Below are 21692 nucleotides of genomic sequence, written 5' to 3'. Positions count from 1 at the left end.
ATCGCCGGCCGCTCCCGCGTCGAAGAACAGCGCCCCCCGGAACGAGGCCTGTTGGGCGCTGGCACCGGCGCGGCGTCCAAGGGGGGCGGCGCGTCCAAGGCTGATGGTGCGTCGAAGTCCGACGGCGCGTCCAAGGCCGACGGGGCGTCGACGTCCGACGGGGCGTCCACGGCCGAGGGCGCCTCCACGCCCGACGGGGCGTCCACAGCCGAGGGCACGGCCGGCGGTGGCGGGTCGACGTCCGCAGGACAGCAGGCGTCCGGGAGTAAGCCGGCGTCCGGCGGGGAACCGGCGTCCGGCGGGGAACCGGCGTCCGGTAGCGAGCCGGTGTCCGGTAGCGAGCCGGCGTCGGGCAGCAGACCGGCGCCCGAGAGCGAATCGGCATCCGGCAGCACCCCCGCGAGCAGCACCCCGGCGCCCGCGAGTAGCCCGCCGTCCGGCAGCGATGCGGCAGGCGGTGGCGGGTCGGCAGGTGGCGGCGGGCGCAGCGTCGCGTCGACGGCCGGCCGGGTCGTCGGCGGCGCGGTCGGCGCCGCCGCCTGGACCGTGCAGAAGAGCGCCGGCGTCGTCGCCGGCACCCACCGGCACGCCGCCGGCATCGCCCGCGGCGCGCTGCCGGACCCCGATCGAGACTAGGCCGGCCCAGGAGGACGACCATGACCACGGCAACCGAACAGATCAAGACACTCACGTACGGCAACTGGCGCCGCCCCCGCAAGGCCGGCCTGGGCTCGCTGGGCCTGATCGGGACCGTCGGCCTCTTCGGCGGTCTCGTGCTGGTGCTGCTCGCGTCCATGATCTCGCTGGACGCGGCCCTGGTGGTGGGGCTGCCGCTCGCGTTGACGCTGGCGCCGCTGGCGATCCGCACTCCGGACGGCCGCAACGTCTTCCAGATGGTCGGCGTCCGGGTGGGCTGGTTGCGCCGCAAGTCCAAGCGGCAGCACCTCTACGTCTCCGGGCCGCTGTCGACACGCCCCGGCGGACGGTTCCGCCCGCCCGGCCTGCTGAGCCGGGCGGTCATGCTGGAGGGGCGCGACCCGTACGACCGCCCGTTCGGCGTGCTGCACCACCCCAACCGTCACCAGTACACGATCGTGCTCAGCTGCGAGCCGGACGGCGGGTCGCTGGTCGACCCGGACCAGGTCGACACGTGGGTGGCGCTGTGGGGCGACTGGCTGTCCCGGCTGGCGCACGAGCCGGGACTGCGCGGCGCCTCGGTGGTGGTGGAGACCGCGCCGGACCCCGGCACCCGGCTCGCCACCGAGGTGCTGGGCCGGATCTCCCCGGACGCGCCGCCCGCCGCCCGCGCGGTGATGGAGGAGGTGGTGCGCAACTACCCGGACGCGTCCTCGGAGATGAACACCTACCTGACGCTGACCTACTCGGCGCCCGGCGGCGCCCGGCGCGACGACGACACCATGCTCGCCGACCTGGGGCTGCGGCTTCACGGCGTGCTCAACGGGCTGGTGGCGGCCGGCGGCGGGTCGGCGGAGCCGCTGTCCGCGGAGCGGATCGCCGAGGTCGTCCGGGTCGCCTACGACCCGGCCGTCTCGGCCGAGGTGCTCGACGTACGCGCCCAGCACGGCGGCACCGGGCTGGAGTGGGACGACGCCGGGCCGGCCGCCGCGATCGAGTCGGTGACCGCCTACCAGCACGACTCCGGCGTGTCCCGGAGCTGGCTGCTGACCATGGCGCCGCGCGGCGTGGTGCGCTCCGGGATCCTGCGCAGCCTGCTCGACCCGGCCGCCGGCATCCGCCGCAAGCGGGTGGCCCTGATCTACCGTCCGATCGATCCGGCGACCTCCGCCCGGATCGTCGAGTCGGACCGCCGGTCCGCCCAGTTCATGGCGAACTCAACGAAGGGCCTGGTCCGGGCCCGCGCGGTCGCGGAGATCCAGGCGGCCGAGCAGACGGCGGCAGAGGAGGCCTCCGGCGCCGGTCTGGTCGAGTTCTCGATGCTTGTGACGTTGACCGTCGACTCGGCCGCCGAGGTGCGCGACGCCAACGTGACAATGCGGAACCTGCTCGGCGCCACCCGGATCGCGATGCGCCCGGCGGACCGGATGCAGGCCGCGGCGTTCACCTGCGCCCTGCCCGTCGGCATCCTGCCCTGGGAGCAGGCGTTCGTTCCGCACGACCTGCAGGAGGCGATGTGACGGGCGGCGACGGCGTGCGGCTGCTGGATCTCGGGGCGGGCTGGCCCCGGATGACGTCCGGACCGGTCACCGCGATGTCCGGTCTGGTGGTGCCGGACGTGGACGCGCAGGACCGGGAGCCCGACGAGACGGGCGAGCAGACCCCGCGGGCGCTGCGCCGGGCGCGTCGGCGGCGGGCTGCGGAGGAGGCCGCCGAGCAGCGGTACCGGCAGCGGCTGGCCCGGGCTGACCGCGCCGATCAGGTGCCGCACCGGGGGTCGCCCGTCGTGGGCGGCGGACGGGTGGCCACGCTGGACCCGCCGACCATGTGGCGGGCCACCACCGTGCAGGCGTGCGGGCTCTGGCCGTTCGCGTCCGGCTCCGGCGCCCCGATGACCGGGGTCCCGCTCGGCCAGCACATCAGCACCGGGGCCACGGTGTGCGGGGATCCGCTCAACTGGTTCACCCGGGCGCGCTACATCTCCAACCCGTCGCTGTTCATGCTCGGCATGCCGGGTCTCGGCAAGTCCACGCTGATCAATCGGATGCTGATCGGCCTGGCCGCGCAGGGCGTCGTCCCTCTGGTGCTGGGCGACCTGAAGCCCGACTACGCGGACACCGTCCGCGCGCTCGGCGGGCAGGTCATCTCCATCGCCCGGGGCGTCGGCGGGCTCAACGTGCTGGACCCCGGCGCGATGGGCGCCGCCGCCGCGCGGATCGGCGGGCAGGCCGGGCAGGCGCTGGCCGCCGAAACCCACGGCCGGGTGTTGAACATGGTCGCGGCGCTGCTCACCATCGTGCGGGGCGTGCCGATCAGCGACCACGAGCAGTCGGTGCTCTCGGCCTGCCTGCGGCACCTGCGCGAAGCCACGCCGCCGGGCCGGACGTACCGGCTGCCGGACCTGCTCGCGGTGCTGGAGGCGGGGCCGCCGCGGGTCCGGCAGGTCACGCTCGACCGGGGTCAGGAGTCGCGTTACCGTGACGCCGTCGACCCGCTGCACCGGTCGCTGCTCGGCATCCTCGACGGCCCGCTCGGCGACACCTTCGCCTCCGAGACCGCCACCCGGATCGACCCGGACGCCACCGCCGTCTGCATCGACATCTCCCGCATCGGTGAGGCGGACGGGCAGTTGACCGCCGCCGCGATGCTCGCGGCCTGGTCGGACGGCCTGGGTACGGTGTCCGCGTCGCACGCCTTGGCGGATGCGGGCCTGGCGCCCCGGCGCTGGTTCTTCACCGTGCTGGACGAGCTGTGGCGCCCGCTGCGGGCGGCTTCCGGCATCGTCGACCGGATCGACGCGCTCACCCGGTTGAACCGTTCGCTCGGGCTCGCCGACGCGAAGATCACCCACACTTTGAAGGACGCCGAGGCCCTGGGCAGCGAGGCGGACAAGGCGAAGGCCCGGGGTTTCGTGGAGCGCGCCGGCATGGTCGCCTGCGCCGGGCTGCCGAAGGCAGAGATGGAGGACCTGGGCCGCGTGGTGGGGCTTTCCCGGCGCGAGATCGACCTGGTCTCGTCCTGGTCCTCGCCGGCCGGCTGGGCGCAGGACGGCGCCAACGAGGAGCCGCCCGGCCGAGGCCGGTTTCTGATCAAGGTCGGTGGGCGGCCCGGCATCCCGATCCGGGTAGCGATCACGGACGCCGAGCGGCACCTGCACGACACGAACACGCGGTGGATCGCCAACGGCGACGCGGAGCGGATGCTGGCCGAACGCGCCGCGGTAGTGCGCGCCGTGACGGCCGGCGACCTTCCCGGGGCGGGTGCCCGGTGAAGCGCGGCACCGGCGGAGACCTGCTGGCCTGGCTGATCCCGACGCTCGCGCTGATCAACCTCATCGCCTTCGTCCTGCTGTGGCTCGGTGGCACGCTGGCCACCGCCGTCGGCGGGTACGGCTGGCATCCGCCGCCGTTCCGCCTCGACGTCTACCTGAGCCTGCTCGGCGGCGGTGTCGGGACGGTCTGGCCGGGCGTGCCGCCGGCCCTGGTGTACGGCGGCGCGGTCGTGCTCGTCCCGGCCGTCGCGGCACCGGTGGTCGCGGCGGCCCGCGCCGTCGCCCGTCGCCTCGGCCAGTCGTCGAACCTGGCCCGCGCAGCCGACCTGCGCGCCATGACCGGTAAGGCGGCCGAGGCCCGGGCCCGTGAGCTGCGCCCGTCCCTGCGCGACGCCGCCCGCCTGCGCCCCGACGACACCGGCAACCTGCTCGGCGATCTTTTGCCGTCCGGGCCGGAGCTGCGCTCGTCGTACGAGGACGTGGAGCTGGACCTGATGGCCCCGCGGGCCGGCAAGTCCACCGGGATCGCCATCCCCCGGGTGCTGCGGGCGCCCGGCGCGGTGCTGCTCACCTCGAACAAGTCGGACGTCTACCTGGTCACCCGGCAGGAGCGGGCCCGGGTGGGTCGGGTGTGGACGTTCGACCCGCAGGGCGTCGCGTATACCGAGCGCGACATGTGGTGGGACCTGCTCGGCGGCTGCCGCACCCTGGAGGGCGCGCGGCGGCTCGCCGGCCACTTCGTCAGCTCGGTCAACGACGACGCGTCGAAGCGGGACTTCTGGATCGCCGCCGCGCAGAACACGCTGACCGCTCTCTTCCTCGCCGCCTCGCACGGCGGCGCGACGGTCGGGGAGATGCTGGCCTGGCTCGCCGACCCGGGCGACCGTACTCCGGTCGACCTACTCCGCGACGCCGGCCTGGACGCGATGGCCGATCAGCTCCAGGGCACCGTACGCGGCGCGGTCGAGACCCGCGACGGCATCTACGAGACGTCCCGGCAGTGCGTCGCCTGCCTGCTCGACCCGGAGATCCTGGCCTGGGTCAGTCCGGACCCGGACCGCCCCGAGTTCGTCCCGGAGGAGCACGTGCTCAGCCGGGACACGCTCTACCTGCTGTCCAAGGACGGCGGCGGCTCGGCCGCCGGAGTGATCGCCGGCCTGGCGGACGCCGTGGTCCGGGCCGGCGTGGTGGCCGCCGAGCGGATGGGCGGCCGGCTGGACCCGCCGATGACCGCCGTGCTGGACGAGGCGGCGAACGTGTGCCGCATCGCCGACCTGCCCGACCTCTACAGCCACCTCGGCTCGCGGGGCATCAGCGTGGTGACGCTGCTGCAGAGCTACCGGCAGGGGGTACGGGTCTGGGGCGAGGCGGGGATGGACGCGTTGTGGGGCGCCGCCACGGTCAAACTGCTGGGCGCCGGGCTGGACGACGCCGATTTCGTGGACAAGGTGGCCCGTCTGATCGGCCAGCACGACGTCCGTACGCCAACCTACTCCCGGTCCCGCGACGGCTCGTCCCGGTCGGTGTCGTACCGGCAGGAGCAGGTGCTGCCGGCGGACCGGATCCGGGCGCTGCCGAAGGGCACCGCGCTGCTGCTGGCAACCGGCGTGCGGCCGGCGGTGATCCGGTTGCGTCCCTGGTACAAGGAGCCGGACGCCGGGCCGATCGCGGCTGCGGCCCGCGTCGAGGCGGAGGCGGTCACCGCGCGGGCGCGGGCGGCGGCCGGGCGCCAGCGGGCCGGGTGACGGCGTGTCGAAGCTGGCGGCCGCGCGGGCCGCGCACCAGACGGCGACGAACCGGTTCGGCGCCACCCAGATCACCTGGCTGATCATCTCGATGGTCGGGATGCTCCCGCTGGCCGCGATGGCGGCGCTGGCCCTGATCGTCCTGGTGGTCATCATCCTGCTCAGCGGTTCGCAGATGACCTCGTACTCACCGGACCCGGACAGCACGCTCGGCCCGGGCGCCGGCGGCAGCGTCCTCACCGAACTCGCCGGCGGCGACGGCCGCGGCGGGTTCAAGGAGTCGGGCGTGCCCGACGCGGACCTGGTCGCGCCGATCCGGGCGGCAGCCCGTGAGTGCGACCTGCTCACCCCCGTGATCCTCGCGGCCCAGATCGAGTACGCGTCGGACTTCGACGCGGACAAGGAGGGTCAGGACGGCCGCAAGGGGCTGTCCCAGCTCACCCCCGACGTGTTCGAGCGCTACGGCAAGGACGACGACGACAGCGGCGAGGCCTCGGCGCTGGACCCGGAGGACTCGATCCACGCCCACGCCCGGTGGTTCTGTCAACTGGCCGAGGAGACCCAGCGGATGCTGGACGAGAAGACGGTCGTCGGCGACCATCTCACGCTGACGTTGATGGCCTGGGACCAGGGCACGGAGGCGGTGAAGGCGCTGGGCGGCATGCCGGTCATCGTGCTGGACAGCTACCCGTTGCGGGTGCGCGGGCTGTTCGCCCGCTACACCATCGGCGGGACGGACACGTCCACCGCCTTGCCGACACCGACGTCGTCGCCGGGGGCCGGGGCGAAGAAGCGCGTGGTGACGGGGGACGAGGGCACGCTGCTGACCGGGTCGACGTTCGACACCATGTTCCCCGACCGCAACACTTTCTACACGTACGCCGGGCTCACCGACGCGATGGCCACGTTCCCCGACTTCGCCGGCACCGGCGACGAGGCGACCCGCAAGCGGGAACTGGCGGCGTTCCTGGCCAACGTGGACCACGAGTCCGGCGGCCTGGTCCACGTCGAGGAGATCGACCGGGCCGCGTGGGGCACCTACTGCGACGGCGGCCAGCCCTACGGCTGCCCGGCCGGCCGTAGCGCCTACCACGGGCGGGGGCCGATCCAACTCAGTTGGAACACCAACTACAAGGCGGCCGGCGACGCGCTCGGGCTGGACCTGCTCGGCAACCCGGACCTGGTGGCCACTGACCCGGCGGTGGCATGGCGTACCGCGCTCTGGTTCTGGATGACCCAGAGCGGCGCGGGCACGACCACCCCGCACGCCGCGATCACCGGCGGCGGGGGGTTCGGCGAGACGATCCGCAGCATCAACGGGGCGTTGGAGTGCAGCGGTGGCAACGCCGCGCAGGTGCGGGCGCGGGTCGACGCGTACCGGCGGTTCACCGCCGCGCTCGGCGTCGACCCCGGTGACGAGGGGACGCTGACGTGCTGACCGACGAGCCGCCGCCGAGGCCGTTCTTCATCCTCTACCTGGACGGACCCGAGTACGCCGAGGAGCTGCGCCGGCTCACCTCCTGGGTGGAGGGCCTGCTGCTCCCGGTGTACGGCGGCGAGGTCACCTCCGGCGCGCCCTGGTGCCCCCGCTGGCGGGAACACCCGGAGGCGATCGCCTACCTGCACGGGCTCTGGCTCGCCTGGCAGGAACGCACCGGCCCCCGGGCGGCGCCGACCGACCCGGCCCTCTGGCACCAGAACCACCTCTGGCCGACCATGGACGCGCTGCGCAACCCCAACGGACCGTTCGCCGGCTGCAAGCCCGGGGGACACCGGCCCAAGGACCGGCCCTACGTCGAGCGCGACGACTGAGCGACCCGCCGGGAGAACCGTCCGAAGGACGGCCGCCGGGGCGGCCGGCCGTCCTTCGGGCCGATGCCGCCTAGGTAGCGGTGGCGGCGAGCGTTGGTTGGATGCTCGGCATGACTGAGATCTGACCCGTCGCCTGGCCGCCCCAACCGATCCGGGCCGAGCGACTGGTGCTTCGCGCGTCCGAGGCCCGGGACCGGTCGACGTTCATCGAGCTGTTGGCGTCGCCGGAGGCACACCTACCTCGGTGGCCCCGGTCGTCGGACGAGCTTGAGTGCGAGCTGCCCGAGGTGCCCGCACGGTGGCGAGGGAGTTTCGTCGTCGACCTCGACAGGGCGATAATCGGCCGGGTCCCGCTTTGGCGCGCGACGGAGCATCGTCGTCCGGCGGCCCGTGGGAAAGGCCGATCTCGGTTACCTGTTCCTGCCGCCTGCCTGGGGTTTCGGGTACGCCACCGCGACGTGCGTGGCGGCGCTCGACTGGTTCGGCGGTGTCCTTCCCGGCGAGCCGGTGGTTGCTCACCACCCAGTCCGCCAACGTCAACTCGATGCGCCTCGCGGCAAAGCTGGGGTTCACCGAGGTGGAACGGTTCCACGCCTGGGACGCCGAGCAGTGGCTCGGCGTGCGGCCCCCGGTTAAGCCGTCGGCCTGAGCCCGTCGTGGGGGGTCAGCCGGTGGGGCCGATCCGCTTGGCCAGGTCCACGAAGGACCGCCAGGACGCGGCGTCGACGTCGAACGCGAGCAACGGCAGGTCATCCTCGGTGGCGGCTTCGGCTTTGGCGCGTTTGACGTCGAGTTCGGCGATGACCGAGGTGTAGACGTCGGTCATGGCGGCGGCGAAGGAGTGGTCGAGGAGTTCCTGGATGTCTTTGAGGTCGGCGCCGGCGGCTTTGAGGTAGGTGGCGGCGCAGTGCCGCAGGTCGTGGGCGCGCAGGATGACGCGGGTGATGCTGGCTCTGGCCATGATCCGGTTGCCGGACTCGGACTTGACCTTTTTGATCACGGGTGTGTAGCCCTGGGTGGCCATCTGTTGGGTGACGCTGATCAGGGAGTTGTCGAGGTCGACGGCGGTGTCGGTGAGTCCGACGGCCTCGCCGCGGCGCAGGCTGCGGTGAAGGATGAGCGCGAACAGTGGGTAGAGGGCGATGTCGTGCTCCTCGGCGTGGTCGAGGAACGCGCCGCCTGTTGCGGGGTCCACACCATGACCGGTCGCTCGGAAGCCAAACACCGCAGCCTTCGACGTCCGCACCTGCCGCGAACCGAGCGCTACGCATTGTCGCCGCCGGGCTCGTTAATGCCTGCTCACAGTGTCACGCCCCGGTTGAGACTGTCAGGATCGTGTTTAAGAGGCCGGTTCGCGGAGGCAAGGAGAAGTCCACGGGCGGGCGAGGGTCGCAACAGGAAGAACTAGTACTCCAACGTCACTTGGCTTCGGCGTTGGGCGTGGCGCGGGCATGAGGACAGCCACCGCGTTGATCATCGATGGTTTGTGAGGACAACCGAAGATCGTGCGGTGGCCGTGTGCCACAGCGTAGACCCGACCGGGTGGCGGGTCATCCTGGACGAGGCGGTGACACGTGTCGCGGACCGGTTCGTGCGGGCGGAGCCCCGTCGGACCGCCGGGCAGTTCGTGGAAGGGCTGCTGTCGGGCGTGGAACGTAAGACCTGCTGGTCGTTGGCCGAACGGGCGGGTCACGACGATCCGCAGGCGATGCAGCGGCTGCTGCGTACGGCGGTGTGGGACGCCGACGCCGTCCGCGATGACGTGCGTGATTGGCTGATCGAGCAGCTTGGCCACCCCGAGGCTGTGCTGGTCACCGACGAGACCGGCTTCCTGAAGAAGGGCGTGTGCTCGGCCGGGGTGCAGCGGCAGTACACGGGCACCGCCGGCCGGGTCGAGAACAGCCAGGTCGGGGTGTTCCTGGCCTACGTGTCACCGGCGGGGCGGGCGATGATCGATCGCCGGCTCTACCTACCCGAGACATCCTGGTGCGATCGCCCCGACCGTCTCACCGCCGCCGGCGTCCCGGACGACGTCGGGTTCGCTACGAAGCCTGCCCTGGCCCGGCAGATGATCGCCGCTGCGCTGGACGCCGGTGTCCCGTTCGGGTGGGTGACTGGCGACGAGGTTTACGGCGCCGACCCCGGCCTGCGCGCTGACCTGGAACACCGCGGGATCGGCTACGTCCTGGCCGTCGGCTGCGACCGACGCGTGCACGTCAACGACGGCCGCACTTTGATCCGCGTCGACGACCTCGCCGACCGGATACCCACCGCCGAGTGGCAGCAGCACAGCTGCGGACCGGGAGCGAAAGGTCCCCGCGACTATCTGTGGGCCTGGGTCACCACCGCCACCAGCCCCGGTGAGCACCGGTGGCTGCTCATCCGCCGCAACCGAACCACCGGCGAGCTGGCCTTCTACCTGTGCGGGTCACCTCGCCTGGTGCCGCTGCACACCCTCGTGACCGTCGCCGGATCCCGCTGAAGCGTCGGGGAGTTGTTCCAAACCGGCAAAGGCCAGGTCGGCCTTGACCACTACCAGGTCCGCGGCTGGACCGGCTGGCACCGGTTCATCACCCTGGCCATGCTCGCCGTGGCCGTCCTGACCATCCTCGCCGCCACCACCGCGCAGCAGCCCGACCCCGACCCGGAGATCATCGCGTTGACCGTCGCCGAGATCCGCCGACTCCTCAACGCCTTCGTCCTCGCCCTGCCACTACCCCCAGCGCACACCCTGTACTGGTCCACTTGGCGACGAACATCCCAAGCCCGAGCCCGGCGATCCCACTACCAGCGCAGACTCGGCCACTTAGCTTGAGACTTACTCGTCTAGGGCTCGAGCGTGGCGGGCATGCTGAAGGCGGCGACGTGACGGGCACCGATGAAGGCGTTGCTCTCTACGATCTTCCCGTTCTCGATCCGGAGTACGTCGACGACCAGCGCCTCATAGTGCGGGCTGCCGGGCCGGCGGAGATAGTTGATCAGTGCCGGGCGCCCGTTGGCCGAGGTGGGGAAGGTACGCCAGTCGAGCGGTCGGCCGAGGAACTCCGCGGCCGCGTCGATCCCGACGACCGGCGGCTCGGGCGGCATCGTGATCCGTACGTCCTCGGCGAGAAGTGCCCGGACCGTCTTCGGGTCCCTCGCGTTGGCGTAGCGGCGCAGGATCTCTTCGTCCTCGCTGGTGAGCTGCGGGCGGCGCCAGTCCTGTGGGTCCGACGGAGCGCGCCGCCGGAGGGTGTGGCGGGCCCGCTGGAGGAGGCTGTTGACGGCCGCTACGGCGGTGTCGAGCGCGCCGGCGATCTCCTGCGGCGTCCAGCCGTAGACGTCGCGCAGCACGAAGGCCGCCCGCTGCCGCGGCGGCAGGTACATGAGCGCTGCGATCAGGGCCAGCTCGACGGTCTCCCGGGCGGCGAGACCGGTCTGCGGATCGTCGGCCAACAGGGCGTCTGGATAGGGACCGAGCTCAGTGGACCACTCCAGCGGGTCACCATACGGAACTGTCCGGTGACCGGCCGCCTTGCGGCTGTCGAGGAAGACGTTCGTGGCGATCCGGTAGAACCAGGTGCGCGCCGACGCCCGACCCTCGAAGCGGTCGCGAGCCCGCCAGGCACGCAGGAAGGCCTCCTGCACCAGGTCGTCCGCGTCGGTGACGTTCCCTGCAAGGCGGTAGCAGTGCACGTGTAGCTCGCGCCGGTGCTCGTCGAAGGCGCGCTGCAGCCAGACCGCCTGCTCGTCAGGCGAGTCGGACATGTGATCTCCCCGGGGCTGAATGGTCCTCACAACCGTACTGACGACCGCGGACCCCATCCGTCATCGGTCACCGATGACGATCGCCGACTCGGTCGTCTGTACCTGTGACCAATCCCCACCCCACGAAGGAGACAGCCATGACGGCAACCCCCGCGTCCAGCGCAGCCACGCCCCCGGTCGCCGACCGGGAGACCTGGCTGCGCGAGCGCAACGAACTGCTGGTCCGGGAGAAGGCCCATACCCGCGAAGGAGACGCGATCGCAGCCGCTCGTCGTCGGCTGCCGATGACCTTGATGCCGACGGTGACGGTCCAGGGCCCCGGCGGGGACACCCCGCTGGTGGAGGTTTTCGAGGGCCGCCGGATGCTCATCGCCTACTTCCACATGTGGCACGACGGCAAACCGTACGGGGATCAGTGTGAGGGGTGCACTTTCTCGACCTGTCACATGCAGATGCTGGACTACCTGCATGCCCGGGACGTCACCTACGCCGTGTTCTGCCAGGGCCCCTACGACGAAAGTGCCCCGTTCGCGGAGTTCATGGGCTACCCGTTCCCCTGGTATTCGGCGAAAGACTCCGACCCGGCTCTGGCCGACGGTCGCGAATTCGGGTTCATCGCCTGCTACCTGCGCGACGGCGACCAGGTCTACGAAACCTACTGGACCACCGGGCGGGGCGTGGAGGCGTTGACGACCAGCTACCACGCCTTGGACCTCACCGTGTACGGCCGGCAAGAGAACTGGGAAAACTCACCCCAAGGTTGGCCGCGGGTCAGTGGTCACCCGTGGCGGCTCAACGGCCGCCCCACCGCCCAATGGTCACGCCCCGCCGTTACGCCGGCGGTGACGTCCTGACGCTCTTCGCGGCGGCACTCGTCACCAGCGGTCCGACCGAGCCCGGCCCGGAGGTGGAGTGGCACCGTACGGCCGGGGCCGTGCTCATGGCGCTCGCCGTGCTGATGCATCAACACGGCGGGTCGATGGCTACCCACCACATGGCCGCCGGGCCCCGGATGGACCACGGCATCGTCACCGGCCATGACGCGGCGCTCGTGTTGCTACGCGCCGCCACGGCGGCTTACCTCTGCTGGATGGCGGCCGCACTCGTCCGGCTGCGCAATCGACCGATCACGGACCTGCTCCGTTGGGAGCACCTGGCCATGGGGGCAAGCCTCGCGGCCATGATCTTCTTCATGAGCTAGCCGAGTAAGCCAGCCGGCAGATCAAGTGACGTTGGAGTACTAGGCCGTAAGAGCGGGGGCTGGCACAATATGAGCACGGCCCGGAGGGATGTAACCCCGGTACTCAGACGATGCCCCGTCTGATCAGCGGAAACTATGTTCCGCCTCGCCTCGCAGGCGTCCATGACTCGCACTACGGGCCGCGCCGAACCAGGATATGTCGGCAAGACAGCGCGCGCGGCGGGCGGAGCTTGCCGAGGCGAAATGATGACAGCCTGATCCGCAAGATCCGGAACATGTGCGGAATGACCGAGCGGCCCGTCAGCGACTCACTGCACATCCACCGTGGTAGAAGAAGGGCGTGCGTGCTGAGGCTACTGCCTTTGAAAACCGTGTGTCGCGGCGGCAAGTCAGCCGAGACCGAGCGAGTGCCACGAACCCGCGCATCGACCGGTCCCAGCCGGGTACTTCGGCATCGAAGTCCGAGCTGCGGGCGTCGGTGAGGACGTCGAGGGCGAGGTCGGGTAGCTGGTCGCCGAGCCTGTACGCCAGCCCCACCGCCGCCGTGACCCGGACGACCGCAGCGTTCGCGGACAGCAGCTCGCGGAGGCGGGCGTCGACCCGCTCCGAGCCGACCGGGCAGTGGGCGAGGGTCAGGTTGGCGCTGGCCCGGGTGGCGGCGCGGGCCGCGTCATCCGGGACCGCCATGAGCCCGGCCAGCGCTGCCTCGTCGGGCGCGAACCAGGCGAGTAGTTCGGCGGCGTACCCCACCAGCTGCGGGTCCGGATCGGTGAGCCAGCGGACGTACCGGTCGGTGTGCCGGGCTCCAGCATCGAAGGCGTTGGCCTCCCACGGGTGTGACCCCTTCGGGTCGATGGGCGTGAGCAGGGCGGCCAGTTCGGCACGCTGTGCGGGTCGTAGTGATCTACAACGAACAGCACGCCCGCACGGTGCTCCGTGACTATGAGGACCACTTCGACTGGCACCGGCCACACCAGGGCCTGGAGCAGCATCCACCCGACTACGGCCCCGGCGGCGCGGTCGTCGCGATCGACAAGCCGATCCGCCGGCGCCGCATCCTTGGTGGCCTCATCAACGAGTATCACGGGGCCGCTTGATCCGCTCACAAATCCGCAGCTCATAGCCTGCAACACAATTTTTGGCACGGTACCGGGTGACACTCGCAGGGTCGGCCGCGTCCACGTCCACGCTGCCGCAGTGGGCACCACCGTGTTCGCCGGATCACCGCGGTGGGCCCGGACCGGACCCTCTCGTACGTGGGTCAGATGAGCCTGGTCTGCTTCGCTGTTAGCGCCTGGTGGAGCGGGTCGCCGCGCATGACGTGGATGGTGCCAGGGTCGACGATCGGTGACGGTGCACCGTATGCAGCGCCGAGGGGGTGCCCTCGGCGGCGAGCTGGGCTACCAGCTCGTCCGCGGCCGCGCCTGGTCCGCTCGACCTGGTCCGGGTGGCAGAAGATGTGCGTCAGCAAGTAGTCGATGTGGGGGTGCGGGTGGAACGCGGTCAGCGCCGGGACCCGGATGCCGAGGAGGCGCCCACCCATGCCCCTTTTTTAGCCTCTCCTCGCGCGATGCCCGGCGTGACCGCTGGTGATGTGAGAGTCGAGAGGCGTGTCAGCTTCTTTGTACCGTGGTCCCGGCTCGAATCGCCCGCGGTATCTCGGCGACATCGTCGACACGATCCAGCAGCGTGGCAAGTTCGTCGCCGGACGCGGGCGAGCTCAACTCGACCTGGTAGGTGATGCCGCTCGATATCCACGTCTGCGTGTCGAAACCTCCCTCGGCCGATACACGTACCCCGTCGATCCGGATGCCGAGTTCGCCTGCCTCCCGATATATGTCATTCAGGACGCAGCCAGCCGCGGCGAGGTGCAACAGGTGTGCCCCGGTGAAGTCCGCCTCGACCGTGACGCCCTCAGGTGTCCAGCGGTGAGGGAACCCGATCGCACCACCGTCATCTGATCTGAACGAGCCGGCGCCGACCACGACCGCGAATCGCTCCACCGGTTGCCCCTGTCCGTTTTGCCTCACCCGACCGGCTCATTGTCGCCCGTCACCAGCATCACCACCAGATACCGAGACATCCGCTTCTGCCGCGATCCGGCGCGAGCGCGACCACCCCAGCGGTGACGGATTGTAGTCGGCAGGGCGGTCCGTCATGCGACATGGGAAGGTGCTCGACAGACGTCGTCGCCCCTTCTGGAGCGTCGACCTCTGTACGCTCCAGCCGTACCTGCTTGTGCATTTGGACCCGTACGCCGACAGGACTGGTTGGCTGCCGGATGGGGCCTGTTCGGTGGGGCTGCTACTTCGGCTGGCCGGTGGCGGGCACCGGGACGGCCTGGCCGGGCACGCCGCGGGGGAGCAGGGGAGCCGGGCCCAGCAGGTGCTCCGGCGGCACGTGGATGCGCAGGCTGTTGGACAGGTCGACCAGCTCCTTCTGCGTCACATTCATTCCGAGCACTTCGAAGTTGTAGCCCAGTCCCGTGAGCTGCTCCTGCATGTTCCCCACCGGCACATCCCTGGGAAGTACACCGAAGACCTTTGTGTCCTTCGGGGAGACCCGCGCCGGCAGGAACTCCTCACCGACCTGGACCACTGCCGCGGTACCGTCCTCATTGGCCGCCAGCCGCTCGATGTCGCGGCGGACCTGCCCGCCCTCCTCGCTCAGCACGACCTCACGCTCGATCCTGTCCAGGGCCGCGTCGACCTCGTCGGCCCTGGTGGGGAACTTTTCGCCGCGCAGCCGGGCCCGGTTGTTGCGGGCGCGCAGCACGTCACGGGCGTACGCGCGCAGCTCGGCGCGCTCAGCCTGGGACAGGGAACTGATGCCGCCGGAGGCGATTTTCAACTCCCGGGCGGCGTGCCTGCCTGCCTTGGCCTCGAAGATGGCGACGATGATCAGCTCACCGTTCTGCCGGTGGGCCAGGATGCCGTCGGTGAGCTGGCGTCCCGACGCGTCGCGGATCATGTGGCCCGGGATGAACTCCAGCGTCTGGGGCGCGGGGATGTGGATGCCCAGGGCACGCGCCCCGGCGGGATCACGCAGCCACGCCGCGATCCGCGCCTCCAGGAACTCCTCCAGCAGCTGCCCCTTCATCAGGTTAATGTTCGGGCCCTTCTCAACGACCCGCATCAGCGCCAGATGGTCCAGCTCGCTGAGCACTGCCGTGCCGCTGACGAGCTTCTTCAGCGAGTCGGCGACGTACGTGGCGATGGACATGCCCCGCGGGCTGCCCCGCTTGACGCCCATCCTCTCCAGCGCGGTGACGGCCCTCGCCGCCAGCGCCGAATCGACCTTCTTTCCCGCCGCGATCAGGGTCCGGGCCTCGGAGATGGCGAGGCGCCCAGTGACGTCCTCGCTGACCTTCTCACCCGCAGCCAGGGCGAGGCTCCACCGTGCGGCGCCGAGCCCGTACAGCCGCTCCATCCGCGCTGCGGTGTAGAGCGCCCGACCGCCCTTGACGAACCGGGAGGCGAACGGCAGCAGCACGCCCGCGGCGATGATGCACCGGTCGACCTCGGTCAGCTCGTAGCCGAAGATGTCGTACCCGAAGGCCGCCTCGAAGATCGCAACCGCGGTGCCGACGACCGGGATGAAGGCGATGCCGAACTCGACGACCTCCAGCACCGCCGGACGGTGTTCGACGGGCAGCGGGAAGGAATCGGTGTCGGTGGGCTGCTGCTGGGCTATCCGCAGCGTGACCAGCAGGTCCTGGCGCTGTGCCAGCATCCGGCTCATACCCTCGGCCGCGGGCAGGGTGAGAAAGTCGTCGTCGCCCTGGTGCGCCATCACCCACGCGGCCAGGGTCGCCGCAATGGCGTCGAGGGCGTCGGGAACAGAAGGCGTGGGAGGCACCGGAGATCCTGGCACCGCCGACGCCCGGTTGTGTTCCTGTACCAGCAGTACGCGCTTGCGGGTGCGATCGACGACCAGGTGCGTGGGCATGGTGGCGCGTTCGCGCAGCATCCGCATCAGCGCCAGGTATTCGTTGTTCTTGGCGGTGAAGGCCTCCGGGGTCAGCTCACGGCGGCGCAGCGGGGCTGCCGCCTGCCGCCGCGCGGTGACCTTCCACAGCTCCGGGCCGGAGAGACCGCCCTCCTTGCGATGCTCGTATGCGGCAAGGGAGTCAGGCCGCCGAGCGAGATCCTCGGCCATGATGGCGACCCCGCCGCGCAGCACGGCCAGCTCGAAGGCGCTCGCCCTGCCGCCGGTCATGCCGGCCTCGAACTCGACACGAGCCGAGGTCAGCATTCGCCGGTAGGGGCCCAGGTCGATGGCCATCGAGTCAGGCTGGGTAGACGGGGAGTTCGGGGCCTTCCTGCAACCACACCAGCGTGGTCGGCACGGTGAACTCCCACGGGCTGCCCTCGGGCAACGCGCCGGCCAGGTCGTCGGTCTGCGCCCGCACCTCGTCGGCGACCGACTTGTACAGCGGGTCGTCGATGGTTGGCGGCTCGCCGCCGAGCCAGACCCGGTCGGCCAGCCGAGGGCTCCTGCGAGCCAGGAAGTACGCGACCGCCAGGTTGTATGCGGGCGACACCGGGACCACCACCCTGGCCGCGCCTGCCTGCTTGAACTGGGCGAACAACGGGTCGATGTCGGAGCGGTTGCTGGCCTCGGTCCACTTGGTCTTGCGGCCCCAGAAGTACGGATAAAACAGGTAGGTCATCTGCGGCCAGTCGAAGGCCTGTTCGAAGAACTGGATGACCGGGCCCTCTGCCATCGCCTCGTACACGTCGACCTCGGGCAGCTTCGCCGGGGCGTCCGCCGGGTCCGTCATCGCGTTGTAGTCGCCGAGGTGACTGCCGGTCATCATGGTGACACACAGCTTCTTTAGCTCGGTGCGCTCGATCTCCCGATTGGTGGCCGGGTTGCGGCCCTGGATCACCACGGCCCCCTCCGGCGCGCCGGCCTGGGCCACCTTCTGGTCGTACGCCGTCTTCATGGCCAGGTAGGCTGTGCTGATCTTCTCGAAGGTTTTGTTCTGCCAGTCCTGCAGGTGCGCGTCGTTCCGGTAGCAGTTGATGCCGACGTTGACCGAGTACGCGTTGATGTCGTACCCGATGCAGCTGACCGCCATGGGCCCTGTCGGGTTGTCGAAGGTCTCCGAGGACTGCGCCCACCCCAGGGTGTGCACTCCGCCCTGCTTGACCGCGGTGCTGGCGATGAGTTCGGCGGCGTCGTCACCGATTTGGATCGAGAACCGTGGCCCGCCGACCACGTAGATCAGCGACACGTTGGCGATGTAGTAGATCATGGTGTAGCCGTCCGGCACGACCAGGTCCTTGAGCATCTTCGATACGGTCTTGCCGTTGTCGACGCCACTCTGCTCGAACGACGTCGCCGCGTACGTCCATTCCAGCGGCGGCGTGGTGATTCCCTGGGCGTTGTAGCGGCTGGCGAACGTCTGGTAGTTCGACTCGTCGAGGTCGGCGGCGGTCAGCGGCTGGTTCTTAGCGTTGACGAGCGGTATCGGCGGCTCAGCGCCCACCACGGTCTTCGGCCGCAGCTGCGAGGCGAGCCAATAGGCCGCCGGCTGCGGCACGATGAACTCCAGCATCAGCCGCCGGCCGTAGTTGTAGACCTGTGCCCGGTAGCGCTTGTCTACCCAGCGGTAGACGCCGGTGATGTGCGCGGCGCCCTGGGCGTTGTCGACGCCGTGGGTATTGGTCTCCTCGACCTCGTGGAAGGTCTTGGTGGTGCGCTCGGTCTTCACCTTCTTCTGAATCTTTGTGACGGAGCGGTCGACCACATCGCGGGCGAAGTTCGAGCTGCTTCTGGTCGACTCCTGCTTGGATGTCGCGTAGGCGAAGTCGCCGTGCGCGGTGGTGACGACCGGCCCGAAGGCGGCGGTCACCGTCACTCCGGCCTGCACGCTCATGTCCTCCTTGACGGTCCGGTCCGCCTCCTTCTTCAGCTCGAACCGGTCGGTGGACTGCTGGTCACGCTCGGTCTCGTTCACCTCCTCCGACGACTCGAAGTAAGTGGTCTCGACCCGGTCCAGCATGCGGTGCACCCGCTCGCGGTGCTCGCCCTTGAGCACGTTCTCTATGTGTGCAACTTCTCCCGGGGCGTACCCGAGCAGGGTCTGCTTGACCACCTTCAGGTCGCCGACGCCCAGGGGCCGGATCCGGCCGCTGACATCCACGTCGGGGCTGGTGCCCGGGTCGGGGTCGGCATCGAAGATCGGCGGGAGGTCCAGGCCCGGCGCGATGGTGCCCACGTCGTGCAGATCGAGCGTGCCCGACAGCGCCCGGAACTCGCGCCGCAGCGCCGGGTCGTCACGCAGAGCGTCCACCCTCCGCAGCAGCGTGGTCAGGTGCGTTTGAGCGGTCGCGGTCGCCGTCGGAACCGCGGTGGCCTCCCCGATCCGTAGACGGGCCGCGACGCTCCGCGCTTCCTCGGGCAGGTTGCCATCGAATATCCGGGCCATGCTCGCCACGCGTCCCAGCGTGATCCGGTTGCGGAACACGTCGCCGTGCTGGGTTGGCTCCTCCGACAGCACCCGCTCGCGGATCGGCGCGGCGTTCGCCCGTACGGCGTCCAGCAGTGTGCGGGTCGCCGCGACCTCCCGCAGAAGCGCGCGGACCGGCTCGTCGGACACCTCGGCGTGCCCTGCCACCGAGGCGGAGCCGCGCCAGCGTGTGGTCTCGGGCGCCTCGACGACCGCGAGCTCCGCGGGCACAACCGGGGTGGCGCCCAGCGCGGTCACCGCGTCGGCGGCGGTGGTTGCCGCGTCGGCGCGCCACAGTGCGGCGAAGTGCAGTGCCCGCAGCGCGGCCGTCGGCGTCTCCAGGTCGGGTCCGGCCGCCGGGCCCTGACGATACGCCCGGTACAGCGCGTCCCAAGCCGTCCCGGCCAGCTCGGCGGCATCGCGGTCGGCCAAGGCGCGCACGTCACGCAGTTCCGCGTCCGCGTCGCCCAGCGGGTCGCCGCCGGGCTGCGCGCCGAAGTGGTCGGCCAGCGCGCGGGCCGCTTCGGCCAGCGCGGCCAGCCGCGGGTCCGGGTGCCGCGTGGACTCGCCATCATCGTTGCCGGCGAGCAACCCGCCGCCGGGGGCTCTGCGCTGGTCGGTGATCAGGCCGAGGGCCGCCTCACGTTGCCCGACCAGTTGCGGCGGACGTACAGCGACGAACTTGAAGGCATCGACGGTCTGACTGTCTGGCATAAGTCTGTTGTAGGACGTCGCGACGCGTGCGCACAGTGTCTGTCGGATAGCGGCCTCGCCGAGCCGACAACGGGCGAGGTCACCAGCGACGTGGACGGCACTGCCTGTCGTGCTCGACGGCCTTTCGCGATGATGCTGACCGACCTGCTCGGAACGGCTCAGGTGCCAGGAATGACGCGCCGCCGCTGGTTGGCGAGGCTCAGGTCGGACCACTGCGTGACGGGTACTCCATCGGCGGTGGACCGATCGGACACCTCGAGGACCTTGTCGCTGTGCCGGCCGTGCAGGGCGAAGGCGCCGAAGCCGGCCCAGGCGAGCCGCCACTGCTGGTTCGCTGCGCCGAGCCAGTCCCACTGCGTCACCCGGGCGCCGTCGGCGGTGGAGACGCCACTGACGTCGACCACCTTGTCGGTGGGGTCCGCTTTTGTGCGGAAGCGGCCGCCGCCCGAGTCGATGAAGCGCCACCGGTGGTGGGCGGTCCCGGTCGGAGGCCACCGGGTGAGCTGCGCGCCGTTGGCCGAGGACATGTCCTGGATGGCGACCACCTTGTCGGTGTGGGTGATCTGGAGGCTGTGCCCGTCGGGGATCGGCCGCCAGTTGTGGTCGGTCGTGCTGTTGGCGAACTGCACCGCCTGTGCGGAGTCGGCGGTCGGCATCCGGTCCACGCCCAGTACCTGGGCCGTAATTATGTTGCGGACGCGAACCGACCCGTTCCCGTTGTCGACATTCTGCCGGGTGATCAGTTCGGGGTAGTCGTGGGCGGTCAGTCCGACGGTGTAGGCGAACGGGGCGGTGGTGTCGGGTCGTCGTCGTTGGGCGGGGACGCGTGACGGCCTGCCGGTGGTGTCGATGATCTGTTCTTGGCATTGGAGGAGGGCGTTCCGGTGTGCCGGGACAGGGCCGCGGTGACGTCGTCGCGGGCGTCCTCGGGGGCGATGCCGGCCAGGTTGGCCAGGGCGGCGGTCATGCCCAGGTGGTCGCGGACCTTGACGAAACCGAGCAGTTCGCGCAACTGCGGCGCCCACACGGTTTTGCCGGCGGCGAGGTCGGCGTTGAGGTCGATCGCCGCGGCCACGATCGGCTTGGGGACGCCGAGTTGGCGGGCGAGGTCCCAGTCGGTGGTGACGTGCAGGTGGACGGTGAACCGGGAGGCCAGGGCCTCGGTGAGGACCGCGCCGTGCACGCCCGGGTTGTGGCCGGCGACGATGTAGAACCCGTCGACGGCCTGCACGGTCTCGTTGCCGTTGCCGTTGCCGTTGCCGTTGCCGTTGCCGTTGGCGGGGATGGTGATAACGGCGCGGCCGTCCATGGCCGGGTACAGCACGGCCAGGACGCGGAGCGGGATGAGGGTGGCGTCGTCGACCAGTAGCACCCGCCCCTCCCGCATGGCGTGACCAGGCCGATGCACATGAGGCTGCCAAGCGGACTCACCGGCGGTTCCTCGACGACAGCGGGACGGAGAATCGGCAAGCAGGCACGAACATGATCGTGCCACGCACATGCTGAGTGACTAACTGAGTGACGACGGGTGCGAGCAGGTCCGGACGTCCGTGGACAACGATGGGCTACTTCACCAGGGCAGGCAACGGAGGGGGACAGGTGGTGCCGCCGTGGTCGTTCCTTCGGGACGAAGAACCGGTGCCGGTATCCTCTGGCCGTGCAGGGAGAGTTTCGCCTTCGGCAGGTGGTTGGCCAGATTGGGCATGCGGCGGATGTGGCTGTCGCGGTCGAGCCGGCAGACCGTGACGAGGTAGACGTCTCCCCGGATGCCTTTGCCTGGTTGCGGGATGTCTATGGGCCGCGAGCTGTGATTGATCGGCCGGTCAATGATCGATTGGTGGCTGAGGCGGTCGAGGGCGCGTGGTATGCGCTCGCCCGCTTGGGGCGACCCGGCGGCTACAAGGTCACGGTGACGAGGATTGTGGATATGCCTGTGGACACGGCTGACGGTGACGTGAAGGTCGCGGCTGCCCACGCGGTGTGCCTCGCGCTGGGTGTGAGGCTCGAACCACCGCCGCGTCTCACGACGAACGGCGTGGTCTTTCCCGCATAGCGCGGGGCTCTGCACGGGGTGCCGGATGCGTGCCGCAGGTCGGGTGACTAACCGGG

At 70.5% G+C, this 21692-nt stretch carries 18 protein-coding genes and 2 pseudogenes; 12 read left to right on the top strand and 8 right to left on the bottom strand.

Features of this window, described 5'->3' with window-relative positions; all coding sequences use genetic code 11:
* From ABZU46_RS07905 to ABZU46_RS07875, 7 genes and pseudogenes are all read left to right on the top strand, one after another.
* Positions 1–636, top strand: a pseudogene (locus ABZU46_RS07905) (hypothetical protein); the annotation flags it as partial.
* A gap of 20 nt (positions 637–656) precedes the next feature.
* Entirely contained in the window at positions 657–2156 is a 1500-nt protein-coding gene (locus ABZU46_RS07900) for an SCO6880 family protein (RefSeq protein WP_354855686.1), read from the top strand.
* Complete coding sequence (locus ABZU46_RS07895) at positions 2153–3907, top strand: ATP/GTP-binding protein (RefSeq protein WP_354855685.1); 1755 nt, start codon at positions 2153–2155, stop codon at positions 3905–3907. The genes ABZU46_RS07900 and ABZU46_RS07895 overlap by 4 nt, the downstream gene beginning before the upstream one ends.
* Positions 3904–5652: a TraM recognition domain-containing protein gene (locus ABZU46_RS07890; RefSeq protein ID WP_354855684.1), complete on the top strand. Its 1749-nt coding sequence runs from the start codon at positions 3904–3906 to the stop codon at positions 5650–5652. Before ABZU46_RS07895 ends, ABZU46_RS07890 begins: the two co-directional genes overlap by 4 nt.
* A gap of 4 nt (positions 5653–5656) precedes the next feature.
* The gene (locus ABZU46_RS07885; protein WP_354855683.1) at positions 5657–7090 is read left to right on the top strand and encodes a glycoside hydrolase family 19 protein; all 1434 of its coding nucleotides are present in this window, start codon (positions 5657–5659) and stop codon (positions 7088–7090) included.
* Positions 7084–7464: a DUF4913 domain-containing protein gene (locus ABZU46_RS07880; RefSeq protein WP_354855682.1), complete on the top strand. Its 381-nt coding sequence runs from the start codon at positions 7084–7086 to the stop codon at positions 7462–7464. The genes ABZU46_RS07885 and ABZU46_RS07880 overlap by 7 nt, the downstream gene beginning before the upstream one ends.
* A gap of 487 nt (positions 7465–7951) precedes the next feature.
* Positions 7952–8113 (top strand): hypothetical protein, encoded by a 162-nt coding sequence (locus ABZU46_RS07875; protein ID WP_354855681.1) that lies wholly within the window; start codon positions 7952–7954, stop codon positions 8111–8113.
* A 15-nt stretch (positions 8114–8128) separates the two neighbouring features.
* On the opposite strand, the gene ABZU46_RS07870 is transcribed toward ABZU46_RS07875, so the two are convergent.
* Entirely contained in the window at positions 8129–8659 is a 531-nt protein-coding gene (locus tag ABZU46_RS07870) for a tyrosine-type recombinase/integrase (protein WP_354855680.1), read from the bottom strand.
* 372 nt (positions 8660–9031) lie between these two features.
* Here ABZU46_RS07870 and ABZU46_RS07865 point away from each other — a divergent pair.
* Positions 9032–10279, top strand: a pseudogene (locus ABZU46_RS07865) (IS701 family transposase).
* A gap of 11 nt (positions 10280–10290) precedes the next feature.
* On the opposite strand, the gene ABZU46_RS07860 reads toward ABZU46_RS07865, so the two are convergent.
* Positions 10291–11211 carry an RNA polymerase subunit sigma-70 gene (locus ABZU46_RS07860; RefSeq protein ID WP_354855679.1) on the bottom strand — a complete coding sequence of 307 codons (921 nt, stop codon included), beginning with the start codon at positions 11209–11211 and terminating at the stop codon, positions 10291–10293.
* Positions 11212–11348: 137 nt separating this feature from the next.
* On the opposite strand from ABZU46_RS07860, the gene ABZU46_RS07855 reads away from it, so the two are divergent.
* Together ABZU46_RS07855 and ABZU46_RS07850 are read left to right on the top strand one after the other, a co-directional pair.
* Complete coding sequence (locus ABZU46_RS07855) at positions 11349–12065, top strand: DUF899 family protein (protein ID WP_354855678.1); 717 nt, start codon at positions 11349–11351, stop codon at positions 12063–12065.
* A complete protein-coding gene (locus ABZU46_RS07850) occupies positions 12026–12412 on the top strand; it encodes a hypothetical protein (protein WP_354855677.1) in 387 nt (128 codons plus the stop codon). The genes ABZU46_RS07855 and ABZU46_RS07850 overlap by 40 nt, the downstream gene beginning before the upstream one ends.
* A gap of 300 nt (positions 12413–12712) precedes the next feature.
* Here the strand turns inward: ABZU46_RS07850 and ABZU46_RS07845 are convergent, their stop codons facing one another.
* The gene (locus ABZU46_RS07845; RefSeq protein WP_354855676.1) at positions 12713–13162 is read right to left on the bottom strand and encodes a hypothetical protein; all 450 of its coding nucleotides are present in this window, start codon (positions 13160–13162) and stop codon (positions 12713–12715) included.
* A gap of 149 nt (positions 13163–13311) precedes the next feature.
* Between ABZU46_RS07845 and ABZU46_RS07840 the strand changes: the two genes are divergently transcribed.
* The gene (locus ABZU46_RS07840; RefSeq protein WP_354855675.1) at positions 13312–13509 is read left to right on the top strand and encodes a transposase; all 198 of its coding nucleotides are present in this window, start codon (positions 13312–13314) and stop codon (positions 13507–13509) included.
* Positions 13510–14025: 516 nt separating this feature from the next.
* Here ABZU46_RS07840 and ABZU46_RS07835 read toward each other — a convergent pair.
* The 5 genes from ABZU46_RS07835 to ABZU46_RS07815 form a co-directional block, all read right to left on the bottom strand.
* Positions 14026–14415 carry an OsmC family protein gene (locus ABZU46_RS07835; RefSeq protein WP_354855674.1) on the bottom strand — a complete coding sequence of 130 codons (390 nt, stop codon included), beginning with the start codon at positions 14413–14415 and terminating at the stop codon, positions 14026–14028.
* A gap of 301 nt (positions 14416–14716) precedes the next feature.
* Positions 14717–16696: a pre-toxin TG domain-containing protein gene (locus tag ABZU46_RS07830; protein WP_354855673.1), complete on the bottom strand. Its 1980-nt coding sequence runs from the start codon at positions 16694–16696 to the stop codon at positions 14717–14719.
* 4 nt (positions 16697–16700) lie between these two features.
* Positions 16701–19583 carry a hypothetical protein gene (locus ABZU46_RS07825; RefSeq protein ID WP_354855672.1) on the bottom strand — a complete coding sequence of 961 codons (2883 nt, stop codon included), beginning with the start codon at positions 19581–19583 and terminating at the stop codon, positions 16701–16703.
* Between the two features lie 158 nt (positions 19584–19741).
* A complete protein-coding gene (locus tag ABZU46_RS07820; RefSeq protein WP_354855691.1) occupies positions 19742–20323 on the bottom strand; it encodes an RICIN domain-containing protein in 582 nt (193 codons plus the stop codon).
* Between the two features lie 23 nt (positions 20324–20346).
* Positions 20347–20955, bottom strand: a complete 609-nt coding sequence (locus ABZU46_RS07815) for a hypothetical protein (RefSeq protein ID WP_354855671.1) — start codon at positions 20953–20955, stop codon at positions 20347–20349.
* A gap of 285 nt (positions 20956–21240) precedes the next feature.
* Between ABZU46_RS07815 and ABZU46_RS07810 the strand changes: the two genes are divergently transcribed.
* Complete coding sequence (locus ABZU46_RS07810; RefSeq protein WP_354855670.1) at positions 21241–21636, top strand: hypothetical protein; 396 nt, start codon at positions 21241–21243, stop codon at positions 21634–21636.
* Positions 21637–21692: the final 56 nt, after the last annotated feature.

Source organism: Micromonospora sp. NPDC005197, from assembly GCF_040608295.1.
Lineage (GTDB): Bacteria > Actinomycetota > Actinomycetes > Mycobacteriales > Micromonosporaceae > Micromonospora.
This window is presented reverse-complemented; position numbering and strand designations above follow the sequence as displayed.